Source organism: Bradyrhizobium zhanjiangense (assembly GCF_004114935.1).
Lineage (GTDB): Bacteria > Pseudomonadota > Alphaproteobacteria > Rhizobiales > Xanthobacteraceae > Bradyrhizobium > Bradyrhizobium zhanjiangense.
This window is the reverse complement of the sequence record NZ_CP022221.1, coordinates 7,606,824-7,630,375: the sequence shown is the minus strand read 5'-3', so window position 1 is coordinate 7,630,375 and position 23,552 is coordinate 7,606,824. Positions and strand designations below refer to the sequence as shown.

At 61.9% G+C, this 23,552-nt stretch carries 27 protein-coding genes and 2 pseudogenes; 16 read left to right on the top strand and 13 right to left on the bottom strand.

The features are described 5' to 3' along the window. Position 1: 1 nt before the first annotated feature. The 3 genes from XH85_RS36505 to XH85_RS36495 all read right to left on the bottom strand — a co-directional run bounded on the left by XH85_RS36505 (position 2) and on the right by XH85_RS36495 (position 2,664). Positions 2-670 (bottom strand): hypothetical protein, encoded by a 669-nt coding sequence (locus XH85_RS36505; protein ID WP_164939292.1) that lies wholly within the window; start codon positions 668-670, stop codon positions 2-4. A 129-nt stretch (positions 671-799) separates the two neighbouring features. Next, positions 800-1,813 carry an HD-GYP domain-containing protein gene (locus XH85_RS36500; RefSeq protein WP_128935779.1) on the bottom strand — a complete coding sequence of 338 codons (1,014 nt, stop codon included), beginning with the start codon at positions 1,811-1,813 and terminating at the stop codon, positions 800-802. 335 nt (positions 1,814-2,148) lie between these two features. Continuing rightward, positions 2,149-2,664 carry a phosphatase PAP2 family protein gene (locus XH85_RS36495; RefSeq protein WP_245474297.1) on the bottom strand — a complete coding sequence of 172 codons (516 nt, stop codon included), beginning with the start codon at positions 2,662-2,664 and terminating at the stop codon, positions 2,149-2,151. A gap of 424 nt (positions 2,665-3,088) precedes the next feature. Here XH85_RS36495 and XH85_RS36490 point away from each other — a divergent pair. The 5 genes and pseudogenes from XH85_RS36490 (at position 3,089) to XH85_RS36470 (ending at position 5,593) form a co-directional block, all read left to right on the top strand. Next, positions 3,089-3,447 (top strand): annotated as a pseudogene (locus XH85_RS36490) (STAS domain-containing protein). Further along, positions 3,447-3,743 (top strand): annotated as a pseudogene (locus XH85_RS46005) (response regulator); the annotation flags it as partial. The pseudogenes XH85_RS36490 and XH85_RS46005, both read left to right, overlap by 1 nt. A gap of 390 nt (positions 3,744-4,133) precedes the next feature. Then, positions 4,134-4,577: a hypothetical protein gene (locus tag XH85_RS36480; RefSeq protein ID WP_128935776.1), complete on the top strand. Its 444-nt coding sequence runs from the start codon at positions 4,134-4,136 to the stop codon at positions 4,575-4,577. Between the two features lie 59 nt (positions 4,578-4,636). Continuing rightward, positions 4,637-5,008 carry a hypothetical protein gene (locus tag XH85_RS36475; protein WP_245473847.1) on the top strand — a complete coding sequence of 124 codons (372 nt, stop codon included), beginning with the start codon at positions 4,637-4,639 and terminating at the stop codon, positions 5,006-5,008. Positions 5,009-5,146: 138 nt separating this feature from the next. Next, a complete protein-coding gene (locus XH85_RS36470) occupies positions 5,147-5,593 on the top strand; it encodes a CHRD domain-containing protein (protein ID WP_128935775.1) in 447 nt (148 codons plus the stop codon). Between the two features lie 51 nt (positions 5,594-5,644). Here XH85_RS36470 and XH85_RS36465 read toward each other — a convergent pair whose 3' ends face one another. The 3 genes from XH85_RS36465 to XH85_RS45550 all read right to left on the bottom strand — a co-directional run bounded on the left by XH85_RS36465 (position 5,645) and on the right by XH85_RS45550 (position 8,422). After that, positions 5,645-6,010: a VanZ family protein gene (locus XH85_RS36465; RefSeq protein ID WP_128935774.1), complete on the bottom strand. Its 366-nt coding sequence runs from the start codon at positions 6,008-6,010 to the stop codon at positions 5,645-5,647. A 155-nt stretch (positions 6,011-6,165) separates the two neighbouring features. Beyond that, positions 6,166-7,704 (bottom strand): EAL domain-containing protein, encoded by a 1,539-nt coding sequence (locus XH85_RS36460; RefSeq protein ID WP_245473846.1) that lies wholly within the window; start codon positions 7,702-7,704, stop codon positions 6,166-6,168. 544 nt (positions 7,705-8,248) lie between these two features. After that, positions 8,249-8,422 (bottom strand): hypothetical protein, encoded by a 174-nt coding sequence (locus tag XH85_RS45550; RefSeq protein WP_164940882.1) that lies wholly within the window; start codon positions 8,420-8,422, stop codon positions 8,249-8,251. Positions 8,423-9,339: 917 nt separating this feature from the next. Between XH85_RS45550 and XH85_RS47510 the strand changes: the two genes are divergently transcribed. From XH85_RS47510 to XH85_RS36445, 4 genes are all read left to right on the top strand, one after another. Next, the gene (locus XH85_RS47510) at positions 9,340-9,471 is read left to right on the top strand and encodes a hypothetical protein (RefSeq protein WP_276484999.1); all 132 of its coding nucleotides are present in this window, start codon (positions 9,340-9,342) and stop codon (positions 9,469-9,471) included. Further along, a complete protein-coding gene (locus XH85_RS36455; protein ID WP_128935772.1) occupies positions 9,464-9,754 on the top strand; it encodes a hypothetical protein in 291 nt (96 codons plus the stop codon). The genes XH85_RS47510 and XH85_RS36455 overlap by 8 nt, the downstream gene beginning before the upstream one ends. Before the next feature lie 41 nt (positions 9,755-9,795). Further along, positions 9,796-10,212, top strand: a complete 417-nt coding sequence (locus XH85_RS36450) for a hypothetical protein (protein WP_128935771.1) — start codon at positions 9,796-9,798, stop codon at positions 10,210-10,212. A gap of 361 nt (positions 10,213-10,573) precedes the next feature. Next, positions 10,574-10,807, top strand: a complete 234-nt coding sequence (locus XH85_RS36445; RefSeq protein WP_245471156.1) for a hypothetical protein — start codon at positions 10,574-10,576, stop codon at positions 10,805-10,807. Between the two features lie 226 nt (positions 10,808-11,033). Here XH85_RS36445 and XH85_RS36440 read toward each other — a convergent pair whose 3' ends face one another. Beyond that, positions 11,034-12,233, bottom strand: coding sequence for a hypothetical protein (locus XH85_RS36440; protein WP_128935770.1), 1,200 nt, complete (start codon positions 12,231-12,233; stop codon positions 11,034-11,036). Between the two features lie 149 nt (positions 12,234-12,382). Here XH85_RS36440 and XH85_RS36435 point away from each other — a divergent pair, with 149 nt between their 5' ends. After that, a complete protein-coding gene (locus tag XH85_RS36435) occupies positions 12,383-12,628 on the top strand; it encodes a hypothetical protein (RefSeq protein ID WP_128935769.1) in 246 nt (81 codons plus the stop codon). Between the two features lie 353 nt (positions 12,629-12,981). Here the strand turns inward: XH85_RS36435 and XH85_RS47065 are convergent, their stop codons facing one another. Further along, positions 12,982-13,221, bottom strand: a complete 240-nt coding sequence (locus tag XH85_RS47065) for a hypothetical protein (protein WP_245473845.1) — start codon at positions 13,219-13,221, stop codon at positions 12,982-12,984. 514 nt (positions 13,222-13,735) lie between these two features. On the opposite strand from XH85_RS47065, the gene XH85_RS36425 reads away from it, so the two are divergent. Continuing rightward, positions 13,736-14,212: a hypothetical protein gene (locus tag XH85_RS36425; protein WP_245473844.1), complete on the top strand. Its 477-nt coding sequence runs from the start codon at positions 13,736-13,738 to the stop codon at positions 14,210-14,212. A gap of 48 nt (positions 14,213-14,260) precedes the next feature. On the opposite strand, the gene XH85_RS36420 is transcribed toward XH85_RS36425, so the two are convergent. Both XH85_RS36420 and XH85_RS36415 read right to left on the bottom strand, forming a co-directional pair. Beyond that, entirely contained in the window at positions 14,261-14,923 is a 663-nt protein-coding gene (locus tag XH85_RS36420; protein WP_128935767.1) for a hypothetical protein, read from the bottom strand. A gap of 56 nt (positions 14,924-14,979) precedes the next feature. Continuing rightward, complete coding sequence (locus tag XH85_RS36415; RefSeq protein WP_128935766.1) at positions 14,980-15,717, bottom strand: metallophosphoesterase family protein; 738 nt, start codon at positions 15,715-15,717, stop codon at positions 14,980-14,982. Between the two features lie 188 nt (positions 15,718-15,905). Here XH85_RS36415 and XH85_RS36410 point away from each other — a divergent pair, with 188 nt between their 5' ends. Beyond that, entirely contained in the window at positions 15,906-16,532 is a 627-nt protein-coding gene (locus tag XH85_RS36410; RefSeq protein ID WP_128935765.1) for a transglutaminase-like cysteine peptidase, read from the top strand. Between the two features lie 11 nt (positions 16,533-16,543). Here XH85_RS36410 and XH85_RS36405 read toward each other — a convergent pair whose 3' ends face one another. From XH85_RS36405 to XH85_RS47060, 3 genes are all read right to left on the bottom strand, one after another. Next, positions 16,544-17,722, bottom strand: a complete 1,179-nt coding sequence (locus XH85_RS36405; RefSeq protein WP_245473843.1) for a hypothetical protein — start codon at positions 17,720-17,722, stop codon at positions 16,544-16,546. Between the two features lie 240 nt (positions 17,723-17,962). Then, positions 17,963-18,238, bottom strand: a complete 276-nt coding sequence (locus XH85_RS36400) for a hypothetical protein (RefSeq protein ID WP_128935763.1) — start codon at positions 18,236-18,238, stop codon at positions 17,963-17,965. Between the two features lie 75 nt (positions 18,239-18,313). Continuing rightward, positions 18,314-18,622 (bottom strand): hypothetical protein, encoded by a 309-nt coding sequence (locus tag XH85_RS47060; RefSeq protein WP_245473842.1) that lies wholly within the window; start codon positions 18,620-18,622, stop codon positions 18,314-18,316. 536 nt (positions 18,623-19,158) lie between these two features. On the opposite strand from XH85_RS47060, the gene XH85_RS36390 reads away from it, so the two are divergent. The 4 genes from XH85_RS36390 to XH85_RS36375 all read left to right on the top strand — a co-directional run bounded on the left by XH85_RS36390 (position 19,159) and on the right by XH85_RS36375 (position 23,407). Continuing rightward, a complete protein-coding gene (locus XH85_RS36390) occupies positions 19,159-20,361 on the top strand; it encodes a polysaccharide biosynthesis/export family protein (RefSeq protein ID WP_128935762.1) in 1,203 nt (400 codons plus the stop codon). Between the two features lie 171 nt (positions 20,362-20,532). After that, the gene (locus tag XH85_RS36385; protein ID WP_128935761.1) at positions 20,533-21,114 is read left to right on the top strand and encodes a hypothetical protein; all 582 of its coding nucleotides are present in this window, start codon (positions 20,533-20,535) and stop codon (positions 21,112-21,114) included. Positions 21,115-21,181: 67 nt separating this feature from the next. After that, entirely contained in the window at positions 21,182-22,648 is a 1,467-nt protein-coding gene (locus XH85_RS36380; RefSeq protein ID WP_245473841.1) for an O-antigen ligase family protein, read from the top strand. Between the two features lie 141 nt (positions 22,649-22,789). After that, positions 22,790-23,407 carry a hypothetical protein gene (locus XH85_RS36375; RefSeq protein ID WP_128935759.1) on the top strand — a complete coding sequence of 206 codons (618 nt, stop codon included), beginning with the start codon at positions 22,790-22,792 and terminating at the stop codon, positions 23,405-23,407. The last annotated feature ends 145 nt before the right edge of the window (positions 23,408-23,552 follow it).

Below are 23,552 nucleotides of genomic sequence, written 5' to 3'. Positions count from 1 at the left end.
TCTATTCGAGCCGCAGCAAGCGGCCGATCACCGGGGTGGGCGACGCGGTGGCGCTGGCATCGACCTGGAAGGCGTAACGCTTGGCGCCGAGAATGGCGAGATAGCTGCCGCCCGGGGTCAGCGACTTTCCGGTCTTGGCAAAGTCATAGAACTTGCCGCGGATCATGACGTCGTTCTTGAGCGGCACGCTGATCGTGGGCTCCCTGCCGTCGGTGCGCTCGATCACCAGCGTGCTGCCGCTCTTGGCCTGGACCAGCGGCGCGACGCCATAGATCGTCGGCAGCTTGGACGGAGCGCCCTTGGCATCGGACCGCATGGTCCGGAACGTGGTCGCGGCACTCTGGTTCGCCTCGCGTTCGGAGAGCTGCGCCGCCTTGGTATCACAGGGCACCTTGGCGCGCTGCACGTCGCCGAGCTGCACGGTGCTCTGTTCGGTGCCGACCAGGACGACGCCTTCGCTGATCGTCTCGCGCAAGCAGGATTTGAGATAGCTGAGGGTAATGCTGGTCTTGGGCCCGAGCTTGATGATTTTGCCCGGCGCCACATAGTCCATGAACTCGACGCCGTCGATCTTGCCTTGCACATCCTCGACGATTGCGGCCGGGGTCTCCGCCAGGGCGGGGCCCGCAACACAGAACGCGCCGACAAGGGCGCCGATCAGGCTTCTCATGCGTATTCTCATTCAGTTCGACCGATGCTTTGCCGGTCCCCGTCCCGGTCCGATGCTTAGCAGCGGCGCGCCCAGGCAAGTGTGACCAGAATCACTCTTTGATATTGGTGCACTTTATCAGGAACAGGTTCAAATCGGCGATCGGGTATCAAGCCGACCGGCGGCGATCTCGACCACCTCGTCCCACCGCGACAGGAAGGCCTCGACGCAGGCCGGATCGAACTGCCGACCCTTGTTCTCGACCAGGTAATTGCGCGCCACCTCGAGCGGCATCGGCTCCTTATAGGGCCGACGGGTCGTCAGGGCGTCGAAGACATCGGCGACCGCGACCACGCGCGCGGCGACCGGAATCGCGTCCGCCCTGAGGCCGTTCGGATAGCCCGCGCCGTCCCAGCGCTCGTGATGGCCTGCGGCAATTTGTGCTCCGAGCCGGATCAGCTCGCAGCTGGAATCCGCCAGGATCCGCTCGCCGATCGTTGCATGCGTCCTGATCACCGCCATCTCCTCCTCGGTGAGCTTGCCGGGCTTGAGCAGGATATTGTCGGGAATGGCGACTTTGCCGACGTCGTGCAGGGGCGCGGCCAGATAAATGTCGCGGCAGAGCCGGGCCGGCAGGTCGAGCTGTTCGGCGATGATGCGGCTATAGCGGGCGACTCTCAGGGTGTGCTCGCCGGTGTCGTTGTCGCGGTATTCGACCGCGAGCGCGAGCCGCAGGATGATCTCCTCCTCGCGCTCGCCTAGCTTTCGTGTTGCTGCCGCGACGTCGCTGGCCAGATGCGCGGCACGATCGCTGAGCTTGCGCACGGCTGCACCAAGCTGAATCAAGTTGCGCAGACGTACCGTCATCTCGACGCTTTGCGGCTGCTTGGGCAGGAAGTCGGTCGCACCGGCCTGCAGCGCTTCCATTCGCCGCTCAGCTCTGCGGACGGCGCACTGCTCGATGCAAGAGTCGTTGAAGCTCTCACCGTGCGGCATCTCGTAGTCGACCAGCACGAGGTCGAAGACGCGCTCGCGCGCGCAGGCCAGCGCTTCGACGGGATCGAGGAAGGTGGTGGCTTCGACCAGACCTTCGGCCTCGATATGACGTTTGAGGAAGTTGAGGACGGAACGGCTGTCATCAACCAGAAGCGCTTGGGTCAGCATCGGCGGCCGGGGCTCTCTTCGCTGGCAGAGGCACGAACCCCACGCATAACCCGAGCGAATTTAACGCGAAGCAAATGCCCGTACGGAGGCCATGGCGCTCAAGGAAATGCGCGCCGCGCACGAGATGTCAGCAGGCTGTGCACGCTTGCATGCATTTGCGCGAATTACGCGGGAGTGGACCCGTAGTTATACGGAGGCCTGCGTGTGCTCATTCGATCGCGTCGAACGCGTATCGGAATTTGGTAGAGGCGGGCAGCGATGGCGCCCAATCCCACGGATGCGGTGTCGTTGTCGCGCCACACGATGCGATCGCTATCGGAATGGCGGACACGTTTTTATTCCCACATTCGCACAAGGCCTTTTCCGGCTTGTTCCAAGCTCTGAAAGAGGTTGGCCGCATCTATCAAAAAAATGAACAAAAGTGCATGGACAATATACATGCGGCCCTCAAACCACGTCAGGACGCGCTCAAAGAATTTTCTTGGGTATGGGATTGCACTAAAAAGAAAGACGCATGTCGGTCCCAAGACCAGCGATCCAATGATATCGCTTGGATAGTGCCACGCAAAAATGACCCGAGGGAGTGCAACGACCATCGTGGTCCAAAGGAAGCAAAACAAGCCCGCCCATCGGTTCTCCAGCAAAGTAACCGTGGCTAAGGCGAAAAAAAGTGTCGACGTGTCGCTGGGGAACGAGCCTGTACGATCCCAGACCACCCTCCATCTGTGATCGTCGATTATTTTCAGTTGAAGCGCTGGATCCAAAAGTGGACGTGTATGGCTAGCGAGATGAAACTGCAGCCAAACCGAGAGGACAGTCGCGACACAGACTGCAAGGAGTCCGGTCAGCATTCGGCTGCGACGTTCTCTGCAATCCCCGGAGAACCACAGGGCGATCAAAGCAAAGAATAGCGGAAAGCCTCTGACGAGCTCATTGTTGACAAGCTCCCACAGATACCGCGACTCGCTTCCCCCGAACGAGTTGAGACTCCGCAGGAGCTCCTGATCCCAAATACCGTTCATCATTAATCACTGAACCGCATTTTGAGTTTCGCGGGCAATCATATCAGAAGTCAAATTGACGCTTGCTGCCTCCTGGGATCATCTACATTTTTAGTTAGTCGAAGAGCATTTAGGCCGTCTCATCCCATCACGCCGCGGGCCTCGGAAGAGCTCGTCTCCAATGGCGGGCAAGTGATCGCCCGGCCTCATGCCGAACGAATTCCAATGTCGGTCGAGCGCCGGCACGACCTCTCAACGAGGTGTGCACGCTTGCATGCATTTGCGCGAATTACGCGGGAGTGTGACCGGTAGCTGTACGGAGTCCCGCGTTAGGGGTTTGTCGTTGCGGTTGCCCGCCGATTGCAGCATTGCGGCCATTCGCAGCGTCTATGACCTCATTCGCGAGGCGTTCCGCCGCCAGGAGCGGCTCGAGATCGACTGTTCGAGCGTCGATAAAGCCGACGTAACCTCGATCCAGCTTCTGCTGTCGACCGCCAAGACGGGCGAGGCGCACGGCCGCCCGGTGGTCCTGACCTCCTTCTCTCAGTCTCTGCGCACTACCCTTCGCCGCGCCGGCTTTGCCAGCGAGCGATGATGGATCAGCACTTCCCGCAAAAGAAAGATGGCACCTGATGGCCACGATTCTGACCGTCGACGATTCCCCCAGCATTCGGCAAATGATCAAGGTCGTCGTGCTCGAGCCGGCCGGTCACAACGTGGTCGAGGCCGGCGATGGCGCGCAGGGGCTTGCCAAGGCCCAGGCCGGCAAGCTCGACCTCGTGATCACCGACCTCAACATGCCCGTCATGAACGGGCTGGAGCTGATCCGGGCGCTACGCAAGCTGCCGAGCGCGGTCGGCATGCCCATCGTATTCCTGACCACCGAATCCAACGACACGGTGAAGAAGAAGAGCGCCGGCGCCACCGGCCTGATGAGCACGCTCGGCGAAGGCTCCGCGGCCTTGCCCGCGGTCGCTGCGCGCCTCGAGACGGCCGGTGCCGGCGCGCAGAAACCGCGTCCGCAGGACGAGGCCATGCTCGATGAACTCTTCGCGCGCTATACGATGGAGCGCGAGCGGGACGTCCACAGGCAATTCCTGCAAACGCGCGGGCTGGCGTCGATCGCCACCACGCGTCGGGTCGAGGCGGTCGAGACCGCCGATGACGGCATAGAACTGTTCTGACGTCGCTGCCGGCTTCAGCAATTTGACAGGTTGACTTTGCGAGGCATTAACCGTGGCGGAATGCACGCCGCTTGGGTCATTGTCGCGCCCCCCGGTTCGTTGCAAATACGCATGGAATTCATGGCGGATGTTTCCATGCTGAAAGAGGGCAAATACGCGGCGTGGTTTAGAACCGCGCAGGCGCAAGGCACCGGCATTGTGCATCTATCTCAGGGCCGGATTTCGGGCAGCGACAGCTTCTTCACCTATGCCGGCTCCTATCAATTCGATGACGACCAGCGTTTCACGGCCGTTCTGACCACGCGCCGTCATGCCGAGGGCCCGCCAACCGTGTTCGGACGTGACGAGGTCGAAGTCTATCTCTCCGGCGTCTTCAGCGGTGCGATGGCGACCTGCTCGGGGACGGCCAAGCAAGCGCCTGACGTGAAGTTCGAGGCGACGCTGATCTACAGCCAGGAAGACGCGCCGCCTGCCGACGTCAGGAGCGCAGTCGTGAGGCTGAACGCAGATAAGCTGCCCAAGGGGCCCGACAGCCGGTACCGGCCGCGGCATCCGTTCACGGCCGGCCCGTCCAAGTGAATTCGCGCAGCTCCGCGCGCGCCCAGCACCGTGATTAGCGTTGCGTTGACACTGTTGTCTTGAAATCACGCCGCGGCCGCGCTGCAGCAACTCTGCCTTTAGAAGCGGGAGCTAGTCTCGCGGCCGATCAAGCGTGGTGGAAGAACATGCCTCAAATCTGGATGACATACGACGAACTTGGCGCGCTTTGCGGCTGCGGCGCAATGGAGGCCAGGGACCGCGCCATCCATCTGTCGCTCGATCGTCGCAAAAGTCGCGACGGGACGACGCGGGTCAAACTCGATCTGGCACTGACGGCCAAGTTCTTTGCATCCGTTCGTGAGGCGGATTTCGAACTCGATTGCGCCATTGAGGCGCTGCACAACACCCACCGGCAGATGGCCGAGCTCCTGGCTCCCACCCAGCTCCACAACAGGCGTGGGGCGGCCTGAACCTACGCGTGTTCCGGCCTACGCCGCAGGCTAATTCCGGCGCTCGTTGTCCCGAATCAGCATAAGCTCTGCAGCGGAATTTCCGACTGTCGTCGGTGTTCAAATCGCGATGGGGAGCGAAGCCTGCAGGAGGAGTGCATGAGCAAAGCCGTGTGTCGGCCGTCGGTGGCACTGTTGGGGACGATCGCGCTGGTTGGAAGCGTCATTGCAGCGAGCGGAATGGCAAACGCGGAAGCCGTGAAGCTGCAAGCCGAGCTCAAGGGAGGCAATGAAGTGCCCCCGAACAGCTCGTCCGGATCGGGCAAGGCAGAAGCCAGCTACGACACTGTAACGAAGGTTCTGACTTACACCGTCACCTATGCCGGGCTGACGGGACCGGCAATGGGGGCGCATTTCCATGGCCCCGGCGAAGCCGGCAAGAACGCCGGCATCGTCCTCCCGTTCAAGACGGTGCAAAGCCCGATCCAGGGCAGTGCCACGCTCACCGACGCACAGGCGGCAGATCTGCTGACCGGAAAATGGTACGCGAACATCCATACGGCCGCGAACCCGGGCGGTGAATTGCGCGGCCAGATGATGAAGTAAGGACCGGTTGCGCGTGCCACCGGTCATCTCGCTCAAGCGATACCGGTCGCTTCAGGACGGCGGTCTCGGCAAGAACGCCAGGATCATCTGGGCGAGCATGACACCCACGGTGCCCCCCGCCGCCTTCTGGAGCACGTCGAGAAAGCCCGCATCCCGGTCGGGCATGAACGCCTGCATCAGCTCCAGCCCCATAGCGACCGCCACGACAAGCGAGCAAGCCAAACCGAGCCGTCCCGGCAGCAGGAAGGAAAGCAGGAAGCCGAGCAGCCCATAGGCGCTGAAGCGCTCGATCACGACGATCCAATAGGCCTCGTGATGTCCCATGAGCGCGGGTCTTCCCGCCAGCTTCGCCAGGGTGGCATAGACGATCAGCGCTAGACAGATGCTCGCGGCTGCGATGAGGTGGCTCCTGCGCATGGCGCCAACATACAAGGTTGGGCGCCCGTCCGGTTCGAAAGACGAAAATATCGTTAAAGGCGTTGGCCGCTGTCAAAGGCCCGGCTGGCACAAGCACGGTGATACCGTTTGGCGGCTCACCCCCCGTTAGGGAAATGGAAGTTCTTCCTCGACGGTCAGGCCACCAAAGCCGCATCGTTCGAGACCGCCGCGCCTGACTGCGCCGCCCGGCGCGACTCGACGAGCTCACTAAACCTGGCGAAGGGCAGGGGCGGCGCAACGAGATAACCTTGGCCCTCCGCTACGCCGGATGCGAGCAGTGCGCGGAGCTGCTCCTCGGTCTCGATGCCTTCGGCGACCACGCTCATATGGAGGTCTCTCGCGAGCGCCACCAGCATCTCCACGATCGTCGTCGTCGACGCGTCCACCGTGATGGTGTCCACGAAGAACTTGTCGATCTTGATCATGTCGGCGCCGAGGCCCTTCAGTCGAGACAGTCCGCTATGGCCGACGCCGACGTCGTCGATGGCGACGCGGAAGCCGTGGTCCCGCAGCTCGGCGACAACCGCCGCGGCGCGCGCGAGATCGTCGAGCTCGTCGCGCTCGGTTATCTCGACCACGATCTGGCGCGCGGAGACCCTTGCGGTCAGAACCTTGCGACGCAGCGTTTCAACGAAGCCTGCACTCAGCAGATGCCCGGGCACGACGTTCAAGGACATCTTGAAATTCTTGTTTGCCCTCAGCAATGGCTTCAGCTCGGCGAGCGCCGATCCCAGGATCTGCCAGGTCATCGCCTGGATGCGTCCGCTGGATTCGGCGAGCGGAATGAAGTTCATCGGCGGGACGACCGAGCCATCTCGGCGCAGCCAGCGAACCAGAATCTCGCAGCCCTTGATCTGACCTGTCCTGAGATCGAAGATCGGTTGGTAGTACGGCTTGAATTCGCCGGCCGCCAGCGCCCGGTCGAGATCGGCGACGGGCCCCTCCATTCGGCGGCTGCGTGCCAGCAGGATGCCAAAGATTGCGCCAAGTCCAAGGGCTACTGCGAGCGCGGGCCAATAAGCCTCGTGATTCCGGCTCGAAAGCACCGCATGCTCGAGCCCGATCGTGGCATGAAGCGGGAAGCGCGTGGAAGTCCTGTCGAAGCTGATCGGCTCCAGCAGGGACTTGCCGGCGTCGGTCTGGAATTCGCCAAGCTTCTCGCCACTGCTCAAGGCGAGGATCACCTCGCTGTGCGCCCGCAGTTCGGCAGGCATGATGTCGAACAGGCTGGCGTTGATGCCGACAATGGCGACGAGGGCGGAGCTGCCATTGATGTCCCTGAGCACGCCCAAGGCGTCGCCGCCGAACTGCTCCACGCGGAACAGCGAAAGCGCCTTGTCGCGCGAAGGCAGCATATCGCGGCGATTCACCCATCCCTTGTCGAATTCGAGCGTCTCGGAATAGGCCGAGCAGATCACCGAGCCGTCCGGGTTGACGAGGCGGACGTCCTTGATCGCCGAGCGCTGATAGACGTGGAGGCGGATGGCTTGCAATGCCGCGGGCTCGCAGCTGGCGAGATTGCGCTTTGCGAGCTCGTCCAGGCTGGCCGCGGCAAAATCGACCGCAAATTCGGAGCGGCGCAGAACGACCTCGGTCAACTCGCTCAGCTGATGCGCCTGCTGGTGGCGAATGACGGCCTCCGCGGCGAAATGGCCCGCCAGGGCGAACGCCATCGTGCTCGCAAGCAGGAGCGCCGCAAACGGGAGGTCGGGTCGCTGTAATCTCATCCGGTCCGGGCGAAATTCAGGGCAGGCTTGAAAATTGATCCTAGCCTGCGGGGACTAAGATAGCGTTTAACGGGCCGAAGGAACGGGGATGCCCAGCTACGGAACCACCTTTAGAGGGGCCCAGAAGAAGACGTACAATTGGCCGGTGAACGGGCCGGACCGACCGCCGCAGGCAGGCGGCTCAATCCACGCTCACCGCCCGCCGCGATGGCGGACGGAAATGACCTCTGGAGAAGGTCGGCTCGGCCTATCGCGGTGGAGCGTGGCGGGATGGCGGGTGGCTCGCAGCCGAAGCACCACGAAAGCGACGTTGATCGCCAGCCAAACCAATATCGCGGAAATGGCAAAGTGGAGCACTGCCAGACCTCGCCGTGAAGTCTGGAATCAAACACCCAATGGTTGCTTTGGTTCCGTCCTGCCAAGGCGAAAAGCTGCGGCTGGGTCGAAGAGGAGCGTTACCGCGATGATCCTCGACTCTCTGTTTCCGAGGCTAGCCTTTCTTGCTCGCTTTCGGCTTCAACGAAAGACCAAGCCGCAACGCCATGCGCTTGATCGCATCAGGCGAGCGCCCGAGAACTTTCGCCGCCTCTTCCAGCGAAGCCGAAGACTTGGCCAGCTCCATGAGCCGGCGGTCTTCCTTGAACGACCAGGGCTTGCGCGCCATAACCGAAATGATCCTCTCGTCGACACAAGGGACAAAGCCGCCAAGCGACCCATGTTCGCTCGACGGCTTTGCTTGGGTGGGGCCGGACTTGGGGGAGCCCGGTGCGAAGATGGATAAGCGAAACGCGAGACTTCGCAACAAACACTGCGGATTAAGCTAACCGCTCAACCTTACCGCGATGAAGTTGGTGTATGACGCTCCGTATAACCACGGAGGTTTCGTCGGAATTGTCTGCAATCGCCAGCAGCCACGTGCGAAAAATGTGTCGGAGGTAGCTTCATCACGCAAACTACAGACATGCTCGAGCACCAGCGCGCTTGCAGCTTGCGGCTGCTTGCCGAGGTGAACAGGGGTTAACATCGTCGGCTGGATATCGCTCTCGGACAATGAGAGATTTCGTCATCCTCTCCTGCCCCTCGGTTTTCGCGCGACCAAACTTCAAGCACCATGTTGCACAAACTTCATGATCGTCTGACAAAAGTTTCAGCGCCGATGACCTTGCAGTCGTCGCAACATCACGTTGAAATGTACCGGGAGGAGCGTTCCGAAAATTGGGAACATTCCAAATGCTTGCGATTCTGGTTTTGATTTCGATTTTTGCAGCTGGCTTTGGCTGTGGCTATGGTGTGCGAGCGTGGCGCTCGCGCAAGCGATCAGAACGATATCGTCTCTATGCGCCCTACACGCCGGCATCGATGGGAGTGAGACAAAGCGAGCATCCATCGTAATGGCAGAACCATGGGCGCGATGTTTTGGTCGGAAGTTGATCTTGCCTCGCGGCAAGGTCGGATAACCATGTGCGGTTAGGTTAACGTGGTGCGGTCCTTGAGAGCTTCGGAAAGGCAACCTAAAACGTATCGGTTCATTGCGAGAGTTTAGCCGCCTCGATTTTCTCGGGGCCCGCATGGGTGGGGTAGATGGCGTATTTGATTGCGCTGCTGGGCGCGACCTGCGTCCTCATTTTGATCGCTTTTGTTTGTACCTTTGATCGGCGGTTGAAAGATCTTCCGGGGCCTTGGATCATGAATGAGGGCCATTCGAATGATTGATCAAAGGCACAACGCACCCCGCAGGTATTTCGTTGACGCCCAGGGGCGTCGCGTCCTGATCGGCCTTTCGCTGGAAGAGACGGCGGAGTTCGAAGCGCTGGATCTTTCATCGAACGAGACAGCGCAATTCGCGTCCGAGATTTGCGTGAACGACGGAACCGTTGCGGCGGACGAAGTTCGCTGGCTTGAGCTCTATTCCAAGCACGAAGGGGCTTGGCGGGCGTGGATCGCACAAAGCCAGGCGGAGCGGGCGCAGGATTTAAGCTTTGTTAACTATGTCTGACCGATGGTAGCCGCCTAAATCTCGAATGTGGGATGGCCCAAATGTTTCAGCTGTTCCTGAGAGCGCGCGCACACAATCTTCTCGGCTCCCGCCGTGAGGACAAAGGTTTTAAAGCCCGCTCCGTCGAGCGTGACGCAGAGACCGACCGCGCGCGGATCGGTGCCGTGCTGGCGGCGATCGAAACAGCATTGCAGGAGGCGGAGAGGGAGCAGGCCGGCCTCAACCGGCGTGTTGACGATGCTCTCGCACGTGCATCCGTCACCTTCGGAAACGGCACCGATGAGTATCTCGAGCGGGAGCCGCTCGACAATTATCATCAGGATCTCTTTGCGGCCGACATCTCGAATGGCCAGCGACGGCTCAAGGAATTGGCAAGCACCATCGCGCACTTGAAGTTCGTCAAGACCGCAATGCTCACGCGCTTTCCGGATTTCAAGCCGCCGCAGCTCGACAGCTAGTATCGCGGATCTTGCTGCGCGCTCTGCGGCCATCCTTCGAGACGCCCGCTCTAGGCGGGCTCCTCAGGATGAGGACGGAATGCGCGGCAGCAGTTTCAACGGGTGCTGACGCCGATTAGCGTCATCCTGAGGAGGCGCGTAAGCGCCGTCTCGAAGGACGAGGCGTGTGCGCGCAGGCCGCCGCCAAGAGTCATTTCCGATAGCCCTGCGGCAGGCAGGCAGACCGCGTGACAATTCGGCGCTGCTTTGCCGTTGGGCGCTTCGAGCCTTTTTGATATGGTTCGGCGGCCATTCACGGATTGAAGGAGCGAAAGAGGTGCCAGTCAAGAATTTGAGGACGTTGGTTGGATTGGCATGCGCTTTGACGCTGGCCGCGCCGGCGACGGCTTCGGCCATCACGGCGGAAGTGGCCCGCGCATGCGATGCGGCGATGGCCAAGGCCTTTCCGCCCAGACAGATCGGCAACCCCGCGGCCGGGAGCACCAAGGGAACGGCCAAGGATAAGCGCGAATACTTCCAAAAATGCGTTGCCAACAATGGCAAGGTCGACGACATGCCGGCGGACGCACCAAAGGACAACAAGCCGGCGAAATAAGAACAGGGTGGCTACGGCCGGAGCGTTTTCGAGCGAAGTGGATACCGGTTCGCGTGAAGAAAACGCGTCAAAACTAGAATCTAGTCTAGAGCTTCGGTTCTGATTCAATCAGAACCGATCATGCGTTAAAGCATGATCCGGAAAAGTGCGCCGCGGTTTTCCGAAAAGATCATGCTCAAACAACAACCTAAAGCGCGATGACGATACATCCTGATCTCATCGCGCTTTAGCGTCGGGGCGGCGGACAGGGCGAGTAGAACGCGCCGTTCGCCGCATTGATGCGTTCGACGCATTGATTGGGATCAGTGACCGTTCCGGCGACCGTGAAGTCGTAGCCCATGCCCTTGACCACCACGACGTAGCGGCCGGGGGCGAGCGTAAAGCCGTCTTGCTCCGATTGGAGCAACAGCATTCTCGACTGGTCTTCGACCGGACCTACCTTGTAGGGGTACGACATGCTGCGGATGACCCAGGAATCGCCGGCGCTGACCATGGCGGCTTTCCCGGTGGCATCGACGCCCATCGCCCGGGAGACCTTCGCGACCACCCGAACTTCGGTCCCGCTCGCATCGACACCCCCGTCGGGCCTGAACACGATGAATCTGACGTCGCCGCCCATCAATGTGGTTGCGCTCGGCGTGTTGATGGCTGCCGAGATCGCGACGCGCCGGTCCGGAATCTTTCCGGGCACCGGCTTGAGCTCATGGAGCTGGCCCTCGCTCAAGGCGTAGACGCCGAACGTCGTCGGCAAAGGCATCGACGGCTGTGCAGCTTGCGTCGGCTCCTTATTCGGGGTCCGTTCAACGGTTTCGCCCACCGAGGGAGTCGGAGTGACAGCCGGCTGAGATTCCGGGCCTTTGGGTGCGCGCTCGAGCGGCAGCGCCACCTGCGACAATGTGGTCGGTTGTGTCCTCAATCGCGACCAATAGGCAGCCGCGGCCCCGACGCCCGCAATGACCAGGAGGATGGCGGTCAATCGAACGAGAGATTTGAAGACGCCGCTCCGTTTGAGTTGGTCCAGCGATCTTGACGGTGCCGCGGGTCCGCGTGGCGTTTCCGCGGCCTTCGAAGGGGCTGGCGAAGCCATGGCCGGCGGCGTCGGAATGGGCGGCGGAGCAGGGGCGTTGTCCGGCGCAGAATTCGCCACGACAGTGGCGGCTGCCCTTGCCGGTGAGGACGGCTCGCTTCGCTCAAAGGACCGTTCGACCTCCCGGATGGCGCGTTCGAGCACTTGCTGGAGCGCGCGCGCCTCCCGCGCATCGGCGTGGTTGAATTGTTCCAGCAGCCTGATGCGGGCCAATTCGTAAACGACGTCCCGCATCTGCCCGGGGTCGTCGGAGATTTCGCGGATCCGCCCTGATAACAGGCGGACAAGTCCAGCCTTGATCTCGTCCGCGTTGGCTGCAGTGTCGCCGGGCTCGGTCATCAAGGCCGATCAACTACCCCGGATACAGCTGTTTCGCTAGGCTTTTTCATCCCCGGATCCCTGGGTCCTGCGCGCACATGTCTCGAAGAGCTTGCTTTTGGGCAAAAACCTGTGACATTTCGCCCAGCTCCTCTTTCCGGTGTTTGACGATGCGCGGCATTTTGACAGCAATCACATTTTTGGCGTTCCTGGTTCAGCCCGCTTCGGCGCAAGGGGTCAAGGATCAGGCCAACACCACCAGCTCCAGCATCATCACAACGCCCACGAAAAAGGCGCAGACCATCCAGGCCGCGTCGCGGCCGACCGCCGTCCGAAATGTGACGGGGAGCCTTCCTGCCGGAAGGGCGGTCCAAGGCGTCTGGCGGGATGGCAAGCTGATTGCCGTGCCTCGGTGAGGTCACGCAAGGAACCGTGAAGCAGCCGTGAAGGAACGGTGTTCGCCTCCCTGACGTTCTTGCTCGGGAGATCTCGCATGAAACGCTTAGTCTTGATCACACTCGCGCTTGTCGTGCCTGCCGGCGCCTGGGCCCAGGGCGTCAACGATCCGTCGACGCCCAATCGCAACGTGATCATCGTCAACCCGTCGCAGCCCTCGCCCTCCACAGCGACGCCAAATATTCCGAGTCGAATCGAGCCTCCCGTGACGAGGGGCGGACACGCTCACCCCTATCACGGGAACAGAACCCGGGGCAGCGGGTCGAGCCGTCGTTAGCCCTGCCTGCAACCTTTCGGTGGCGTCGTGAGACAGCTATTGCGGGTTTACCTCGACCTCCAGGATCGATGTCCCGCGATGATGACGGCTCTTGCCCGAGATCACCAGCGTGAACTTGTCGGCGCCGGGCGTTTCGTTTCCTGCCGAATAGCGGAAGCCGGACCCGACCACCGCCAATTGTCCCCATGATGGCCCGCTCACGACCGACACGTTGAAAATCTGCATATACGACCAACGCAGTCCCTGGATGCAATCTGCCCCAGGCGCGATCGACATGGTCCATCTCACTGAATCTTCCGAAAAGGCAAACGGCGTCCGCTCCTTGATGCACACGGGACTGGCGTGCGCCGTCAGGCCAGACATGAAGGAAGCCGCGACGGCAATACTTAACAGCAATAACGGTCTCGCACGCATTCTCGGCCACTCCACCAGCGTGTGCCGAAGTTAACAGCAATGACCTAACGAGGTCTTAGAACAGAGCGTTTGCGCTCAAGCCGATCAAATGACGCGGATCTCAGATACATCAATCATCCGTCGGCCCCTTTCCGGATCATGCCATCCTGCCCCTGTTTTGCCCGACGACCGAATTTCGGAAAAGGCGTAACCCATTGATCCGACTGGTGCCGGCTACTGTGCATGGGGTTGTTTTTCAATTTTTTGATAGGACGGCGCCGAAGGCCCCCAGGTGCTGAAATCCCCGCGAGCTAAGTGGAAAGGTTGCCCCGCGAATTGGCTTTCTTGCAATCGGCAAAGGTATAGACTGAAAAGCTGGAGATGAGGATATTGGTCAATGGCGGTCCTTGTCGCTCTGCCTGGAGTCATCAGCGTGCGAACGGGTCGACGTGGCCACTGTGAAAAGCGGTTTGGGAAGCTGCCTCAGGCGGTCATCATCGTTGCCGGTGTGCTCGGCCTTAGTCTTGCCTGTCCGTCCTTGTGTCTCGCTCAGACCGAACCGGAGCCCTCGATCAACGACTATCTTCCGCCAAGCGAGCCGGAGATCACGCGCGACGAATGGCGGCAGCGGATCGAGGACGCGCGGCGCCGCGCCAAGGAGGTTTCGCGCGAGCGGCGGGAGCATCCAGAGCTCTACAAGCCGATTCCGGAAGATCCGGACCTTGTCGCGAGCGAACGTCTCCTCAACGACGACAGCTTGCAACGAGGCGACATCGTCGCGACCAAGAAAGGCATGTTCGTCTACCAGGGGCGATCCGAGCAACCGCGCCGCGATCACGACTTTGTGCCGGTCAACCCGAAATCGGTGCGCTGAGGAATTCGCGGCAGCCCCAGGAGCGATGGCAACGAAGCTCGCACGGGTTCAGTATCGCCGCATGATCTCGTTGAATTTGGGGTCGGTCACTTTCGTGGTCTCGAGCAGCAGCGACTTGCCTTGCGGCGTCGCCTGCACATAAGCCGCGATCAGCAGGGGCTCGTAACGAGAGCGATTGGCCAGCGCCGACCGGATGTCGGACTGCGCCAGGAGCTTGATCTCTTCATCGGTCGCGGCCGCGCTCGACGTCACAGTCTGAACGCGAGAGAAGGCAACGTCGATCGGCACCGATCCGGTCAAGTAAGACATCTTCACCGCAGGCGTTACCGCCTCGCCGGCCTGAGCTTGTAGCGTGCCGAGCGTGAGCCATAGCGCGGGCCTGATCGGTGATAGTTTCAAGGCGGCCACGACGGCACTTTGAGCTGCCTTGTTCTCGCTGGCCCTGCCGCCCGCGTCGATGGCAGGGTGGTGAAGGAAGTCAGCGGCCATCGCTGCCGCGTAATTCGCAAGCAGCTCGCCATCCCATGAAAAGGATGCAAGGCCACCGGCAGCCGCCAGCTTGGCCTTGTCGGGCGGAATCTCGCCCGAGAACAAGTCGCTCGCACGAAAGTTCGGCCGTATGAGATCGCCGTAGAACGCCATGCCGGCGTGAAGCGCCAGCACGATTGCGGTCAAGATGCCGATGACGCGAAGCAGGATCATGCGATTCATGGTGGAATTGACGAGGCCTATGAGCGCGAGCCGACGACGGGTCCGACATTCAACTCTTAAATTGCGAGCAGACTATCGCCTTGGATCGTCAACAGCGTCAAGTTTCCGGTCGCGTAGGCGCCGGTGTCGATATTGATGCGGTTTGGTCGAATATCGGGCGCGCTGACCGGCGTGTGACCGTGAACGATATATTTGCCGAAGCGCTCCTCGGAGGCCAGGAATTCCTCGCGGATCCAGAGCAGATCCTCATCCTTTTGGCGATCGAGCGCGATGCCTGGCTTGACGCCGGCGTGAACGAAAAAGAAATCGCCGCAGGTGAAGGAGGAAGGCAGTTGCTGGAGGAAGGCGAGATGCTCGGGCGGGAGCGCGCGCTTCAATTCCTCGATCAGCTCGACCTGCTGCTCCGCGGACGGATTCATGGTCGGCCTGATGCCATAGGAGACCAGCGTCAGGAGGCCGCCATAGTGGCGCCACTCCTGCAAGCGGGCGGGGTCCTTGAGGACTTCGAGCAGGAAGACTTCGTGGTTGCCCTTGAGGCAGACCGTCTCGTGTGATTTCGAGCGCGCGATCAAGAGATCAAGAACGGCGCGCGAATCCGGGCCGCGGTCGACATAGTCGCCGAGAAAGACCTGAATGGCTCGTTGGGGGGCCGAGCGGGCAAGATCGGCGTCGATCACGGTTAACAGCGATTGAAGCAAATCGGCGCGGCCATGCACGTCGCCGATCGCATAGACGCGAACGCCGTCGGGAAGCCGAGGCTTGGTCTTCTTTCGAAAGCGTGAGGAAAGGCCCATCAGGTCGGTCGAATCGCATCCAGCGTCACGAGCGTCGTGACCGCTCTTAGCAGAACCAGTCACACATCGATATTCTTAATTGTTTGCAACCAACGCGCCCGCATTTTGATTAAAGGATCGCGTGGCCTTTGAGCCGTATTTCAAGAGGTCTCGCGTAGCGTCCTTTCCTACAAGAAGGGGAGCGCGACATGCGCAAAGTTGTAAAGTTCCTGGCGGCCGTGGCCGCAATCGTCGTTGCTGCGGGGTTGCAGCAGAGAGCGGAAGCCGCCTTCGTCGGCGCGCCCTTGGGGTTGCGCGGTGCCATCCAGTACATCAAGTTCGATCAGCCGACTCTGGCACCGATGGCGTTCACCATCTTTTGCCTGAAGTACAAGGACGAGTGCAGGCCGCGGCCGCAGCAGATCGTGTTCAGGGGCGGTCGTCTGAAGCTTACGGCCGAACGGCTGGCGCAGATGCAAGAGGTCAACCAAAGGATCAACACCGCGATCCGTCCCGAGGCCAACCTGGAGGGGCTGCGCGGCGAGAAATGGCTGCTGCATCCGGCGAGTGGCGACTGCAACGACTACGCTGTGACAAAACGCCACGATTTGATCGCCAAGGGTTTTCCGGCGCGTTCGGTGCTGCTCAGCGAGGTCGTGACGACCTGGGGCGAGCACCATCTCGTGGTCGTGGTGCGCACCTTCTCCGGCGATCTCGTGCTTGACAATCTCTCCGGCCACATCCTGCCGTGGTCGAAGAAGCCTTATCGCTGGGTCCGCATTCAGTCACCCAAGAACCCGAACTACTGGGCGTCACTCGGCGATCGCGCCGTCTGATGATCGGCGTTCTATCGTGATGAGGATTGGCTGACGCTCTGCGACAGCCCCAGTCCCACGATCACCGAAAGACACAGGATTGCTGCCGGGCGCAGCAGTCCCGGACCGGCGAAGCTCTGGACGAGTGCAAAGAGAACGCAGGCCGCGGTCGCCGCTGGGAAGAACGAGTCGCGTCCGCGCTGGAGCGCGCCGAAGAACAGGCGCACCAGAGCGATCAGGCTTACTGCCATCATGGCGGTCAAACCGATCCATCCCGTATCCGCAAAGACGGCGATGGCCGCCGAGGGCGCAGCCAAAGTCGTGCCAGCCTCGCTCTGATAGATATTCGCGACGGCCGAAAAGCTTCCTGCCCCCGCGCCGAACCAGCGTGTGTCGGCCAACATCCGCTCGAGGGCGGCCTTCGTCTCGCCTCCCGCATCCGGGACGAGCCGCATGAGGATCGGCCCAGAGCTCTTCTCGAAGAGGAAGGTCAGGATGATGGTCGCGCCGATCAGAGCTGCCGCCGACAATGCGCCCGCGGCCAACGGCGAGAGGTCGAGCCTGCGGATGACGAGGATCAGCAGGATCAGCACAACGCCAAAGACCGCTGCGATCGCGCTGTTCGTTCCGGAAAACCCAAAGATCGCGGCTGCGCTGGCCGAGGCTCCGACAAGGCCGCAAAGGCCGATCGCGATCGAGCGAAGGACCGAGTGATGCGTTTCGGCTCGTTCAGCAGCGAGCTGCATGCCCGCTAAATTGAGCATGAGGCCGAAGCCGGCCAAAGTCGTGGTGAAGTCAGAGGGCGCGGCTGCCGCAACGGCCGGCGACAGCCCATGCAAGTCCAAGGTCAAGGCGGAGACCGCGGTCACTCCGCTGAGCACGAAGAGAACCAGCTCGGCACGGCCGCGGTTGCGGACCACCAGGATGGTGACGCCGAGCAACGAGATCGCCGCGAGTGCCAGCAGCAGCGCGTTCACCGTCAAGCCGGTATCGGCCGTGATCGGCCCGAGCGACAGGCCACCGAGGACGTCGTGAGCGCTGGCCCAGATCGGATGCGCCCAGCTCAGCGGAAGAGGGACGAGTTGGGCCGCGATGCACAGCGGAATGGCGAGCAGGATCCACCGGCCCCAGGCGGCCGCGCGCACATAATGGTCGTAGTCGGCCTTCCGCGCGGCCGAAGCGGCCGCCAGCAAGCTCAGCGCTGCGGCCATCGTCCCGAGCTGCGCACCGACCCTGGCGCCGGCAATTTCGAGAGCAGAAGCTGAGACGATTGAAACGATGAGGGCAAAATAAGCGAGGGACAAACGGCGCGCTCGAAGGGAATCCTGAAACGGTCAGGTCACCATACAAGCGGTCGGTGGGTTTTTAAACAGAGCTCTGTCAGGACAACAGCTCGGTCTTCACCTTTCGCGCGCTCGCGAAAGATTCATCGCAGCGTCAGTCCGACGCCATCAGCGGACGGTTTTGACCGGGCGGGCGAATACGCGGGTGGTACGCGCGGCAGCAAGGCCAAAGCGCGCTCCTGAACCAAAGAGGTAGCCGCCCTGGAGGGCGATGGCGGCCAACACCACGTCTTTCAGGCTCTCAACCACGGTGAGATCGACCATCAAGCCGACCGGAATGGCGGCGAGCACCATGACGAAGGTCAACGGCAGGAGCACCAGGACGCGAAAGCGTTGGCCCAGCACGGCACCTACGAGAAAGCTGAAAATCAAAAACGCGGTCATCCGAAACACTCTCCGTGCTCCGGACCCTAGGTTCCCCCGCTAAAAAGACCCTTAAGTTGTATGGCTAAATTTGGCCTATTGGCTGCAATTTGCCAGCAGCGAATGATAGGCCTCCCGCAGTCCGTTTAGGGCCACCGTACCTTTGATCTCGCTGTCGCTTTCCTTGACGGCAACGGACAGTGAGGGGGTCGTCTGCCACTTTCCGGCGGCAAAGGCCGAGACCTCATCGGGCAAGAGCACGGCGGCCCCCGCGGCCGCCATGCTGGCATCAAAGGTCAAGGTGCCGCCGCCGGCCGCGGCGATCGTGACCTTATAGGATGGCTCCGCGGCGGGAAAGGCCGGATCAAGGCCACCAGCACGTCGATCTTGCCTTTCGGCGCGCAACGGACGATCAGGCCGGCGAAGTCCGGATCGGATTGGCTGGTGTCCGCCGTCTTCATGATGGCGGCGAAGCTCTCGCCGTCCTTCGTCCCTTGGGTTCGGCTGAATTTCCAGACGGAGGAGGCGGCGGCGACCTCAACAACAGCCGGGCCGTGGCAGGTGGATCGGGCGCTGTCAGCGCAAGGTATTGTACCGTGCAATGGGCGATCAGCGGCGCCAAGGAGGGAACCTGCCAGCAGCGGGATCAGAAGGAGGCCAGACACGGGGGTCCTACTCTTAACAGGCCCAGCCTTAGCAGACGGCGGCAAGGTCAAGACGCGTCGCGCTCGCCACACCGCGCCTTGACTTGGGCGGTTTGCGCGCCGACCGGGCACACGAAATACAACAAATAGTCACAAAGGGTTAAACTAAGCCCCAAAGAGTGGCTCGCACGCAACAGTAGCCGACTGATCGCACCGTTAACCACTAGGGAACCCTTGTCGCACCGCCCGCGCCGCCGTACCAATCGACGGTAATTGGGGTCTCTTGGGGCGCGATTCATGCATTCCTTTGCCAAAACTTATGTATTCAAGCCGGCATTTCTGGCGGCCGCTCTAGCGCTCGGGGCGTGTTCAACCAATCCAGGTTCGGGCCCGCTGACGGATGACGTCAACAATAAGATCCAGACCGAAAATGCGCCGGCCTATGAGCTGGTGCCGATCAATCCGGCTACGGTGAAGATTCTGCACACCCATGAGCCCAAGGGGCTCGCGGGGGCCTTCACGGACAAGCGGCCGCCGGCCAGCATCGTGTTCGGCATCGGCGACGTCGTCAGCGTTACCATCTTCGAAGCTGCCGCCGGTGGTCTGTTCATCCCGGCGGAAGCCGGCGTCCGTCCGGGTAATTTCGTGACGATCCCGGATCAATCGGTCGACAATGACGGCTTTATCACCGTGCCCTATGCCGGTCAGGTCAAGGCGGCGGGGCTCACAGCGGTTCAGATTCAGCGAGCCATCGTTGAAAAGATATCCAACCGCGCCATCGAGCCGCAGGTTGTAGTTGCGATGTCCTCGCAGCGGACCCAGCTCATCAGCGTGCTCGGCGAGGTCAATACGCCGGCGCGTTATCCGGCGAGCGCGGCGGGTGCGAAGGATCGCGTGCTCGATGCGATCACCCGCGCCGGCGGTATCAAGGGTCAGGGCTTCGAGACCTGGGTCATGCTGGAGCGTGCCGGACGGCGGGCTACCGTGCCGTTTGAAAATCTCGTGATGACGCCTGAGAACAACATCTATGTTCGCCCCGACGACAGCATCTATGTCTATCGCGAGCAGCAGAAGTTCCTGGCGTTCGGCGCCAGCGGCCAGAGCGGCGAGTTCAATTTCGATGCATGGCGCATCAACCTCGGCGAAGCCGTCGGCAAGGCCGGAGGTCTCTTGGATGGCCAGGCCGATCCGGCTGCCGTGTATCTCTACCGTCGCGAGCCGCGCGAGGTTGCCGCTCAGCTCGGCATCGACGTGAGCAAGTACACGTCGGAGACGATCCCGGTCATCTTCGCGGTCAATTTCCGCGATCCGGGTGGCTTCTTCCTCGCCACCAAGGTCATGATGAAGAACCAGGATATCATCTACGTTTCGAACTCGCGCAACGTCGAAGTTGCCAAGTTCCTGAACTACCTGCGCGTGATCATGGCGACCGGCAGCGATGCCGTGAACCTCTCCAACGATATCCTGATCTTCCGCAACAACATCAAGACGGCGCCGTAAGACGCCGACTTGATCGACCAAAACCGATGGCACCGGGGCTTTGTCCCGGTGCCATTTTCGTTTAGCAATCGAAGCGGTTCTGCTGCGGCTAGGAGTTCGGGATTTGGATCAAGGCGCCACTGAGCACGTCGCGCCGGTCATCGGTCATCCCGCAGTGTTGCAAGGGGCTTCATGCGCTTTCGAGCATTCTGGCGTCTTCTGGCTCTCGTCCCTGCTGCCGTCGGACTTGCACCGTTCGGGCAGGCCCTTGCTGCTGCAGGGGAGCTCGGTGTTCGCCATCGCATCGACGTGATAGTCTCCGCCGAACCCGATGCGCCGATCTTGTCGCGCCTTCGCGGAGAAAAAGGCGAGCTCTCGTTCACGGTCCGGCTGTCGGCGAACTCCAAGGAGAGCCGGTTCTTTGGAATGCTGCGCCCGTCTTTCCCGGAGATCGTCGTCCCCGATGGCTCGGGCAAACCGCTGGTCCAACAGACCAAGCTGTGGGAGGAGGATGTCTGCCATCAGCGCCGCGGGCTGCCGAAGGTCACCGTCACCCGGCTCGAGGGGCGGTTCGGTGAGGGGGAGGGGCGGATTGAGATTTCCGCCATCAACCGGCACATCGGCCTTCTGGTCCCACCGGATGAATTAACCCCTGGCATAAAACTCGAGCCGGGGAGTGACAGTCTTGGGCTATTCTACGCCTTCCGGGCGCAGACCCGGAACAGCCGCCTCAACGTTGATCTGAAGATCTATCCGATTGATTGCTTCCTCTAGAAGCGAAAGCAAAGCTCGCTCCAGAACGACGATGCGCCTTTGGCCTCCCAACATAAGCTGGTCCAGGATGCGCTGGTCGTGGAGCCTGCCCGCCACGTTGATCCTGTTCTTCGTGGTCGCCGGCGCGCCGTTTCCGTTCGGCTCGACCAACGATCTGTCGATCGCGTTCTGGTGCCTGTGCTTGGGATTCGCGGTGATCTTCGCGCCGACGCGCGAACTGCGCCGGCCGCATCTAGGGCTGCTCGCCGGCATCGCGGTCATCGTCGCCGCTTACGCGTTCGTGCTGCATGAGCAGCTGTCCGATCATCCCTTCCTCGCGCCGTTCCAGCCGATCTGGAAGCAGGCGTCGGATCTGCTCGGCGTGCCGATCGCCCCGTCCGCTTCGATCGTGAAGAACGAGGCGTTCTTCGCGCTCGGCGCGCCGCTCGCCAACGTCCTCGCCATCGTCCCCGGCATCACCGTCGGTGCCGATCGCGAGCGCGCGCGCCGCTTGCTGTGGGTGATCGCGATCTCGGGCGCGGCTTACGCGCTCTACGGTGTGCTCTCGTTCCTGATCGAGCCGACCATGATCCTGTGGCGGGACAAGACGGCCTATCTCGGCAGCGTCACCGGCACCTTCATCAACCGCAACACGGCGGCGGCCTATTTCGGCTCCTGCGCGGTGATCTGGATGCTGCTGATCCTGGAAGATGTCCGCCGCCGCCTGCCGGAGCGGCATATCGAATGGCGGCGTCTGTCGCTCGATCTGCGCACGATCCCGCCAAAGGAGATCCTGCCGCAGCTTGGCTGCCTGCTGATCTGCCTGATGGCGATGTTCATGACGGGCTCGCGCGCCGGCGTCGGCCTGTCGCTGCTCGCGATGATCGTCGCGTTCACGCTGTTCCTCCGCAAAGACCTGCCGCGACGCACCGGCATCTGGATCTCGCTCGTCTCCGGCCTTGCCGTCGCGCTCGGCCTCTTGCAGCTGCTGGGCGGCCGCGTCTCGAGCCGGTTCGACAGCCAGGGCCTGGTCGACGAGGGCCGCGTCGAGGCCTGGAAATCGACGCTTCGAATCATCGCCGACAATCCCCTGTTCGGCACCGGCATGGGCACCTTCCAATGGGCCTTCCCGCCCTATCGCAGTCCCAACATCTCGATTCGCGGCATCTGGGATGCCGCGCATTCGACGCCGCTGGAGCTTGCCTCCGAGGTGGGCATTCCGATGGCGCTCTTGGTTGCGCTCGCCTGGGCGATCATGCTGCTCGTTCTGGCCAAGGGCGTGTTCGGACGACGGCGCGACGCCATCATCCCGCTGACTGCCGCGGCCACCGCGACGCTGTCGCTGCTGCATTCGTGCCTCGACTTCACGCTCCAGGTGCCCGGCTACAGCATTCCATTCTTTGCGCTTTTCGGCGCGGGCCTGGCGCAATCCTTCTCGACCCGGGAGGGCCGCTCCGCAAGCGATGCCGTCGCTACCGGCGGGCGAGGCGAGGGCCGCACCTCAACCGCTGACACAACGGCGCGGCGAATGCCTCAGCTTCATAAAAGTGTCTAGATTTGAAGCAGTTGCGCTGTTTACGAAGTCTTTAGAATAAGTGGACAGCTCATTTCTCTTCGGATAGGTTCCGCGCTGCACAGCCATTTGCCCGGGGCCGAGGAAGCAAAGCGGGGCAGCTGATTTTTTGGAGGTCTATTTATGAGCGTTATCAGGATTGCGCTTCGCATGGCTGCCGCCGCGGCCCTCGCCGCGACGATCACCTCAGCCGCAAGCGCCGCCGTTTATCCGCCGCAGCGCCAGCTGCCGGCCCAGATCGTTTCCGAGTTCAAGGCCTCGCCCAACAGCCTCTTGCAGCAATATCCGACCGGCGGCCCGCAGCTGATCTCGCGCGTGCGCGACCTCGGCGCCTCCGATCCGACCACGCTCCCGGGCCTGATCGCGCTTCTGAAGGATCCCGCGACCACCAAGGACCAGATGCGCGCGATCGTCGGCGGCCTCGCCCAGGTCGCCCGCATGGCGGCGCAGAGCGATGCGGCTTTCGCCAATGAGATCCAGACCGCGATCGCCGGCATCGGCAACCCCGACGTGATCGCCGCCTACCAGGCCGCGACCGGCGACGTCGCGATCGCCGCGACCGGCGGCGGCGCGGGCGGCGGTTCATCCGGCGCGGGCGGCCCGGTCGGCGGCGGCTTCGCCAACGGCGGACAGGGCGGCAGCCTCGGCACCTTCGGCGGCCTGCACTATGCGACGACCATCACGCCGCACGCGAACGCCGGCGTCAGTGGCACGACCAACAGCACCAGCCCGCGCCGCTAAGCGCAGACGGGCTTGAAGGAGCGGTCCAGCTGGACCGACTAACGGCGGAACGGCGCTTTGCGGCGCCGTTTTGCGTTTCGACCGTTAAGCTTCCACACAAATTATAATGTGCGCACGCCGTTGCGCTGCATCAATTGAGTTCAGT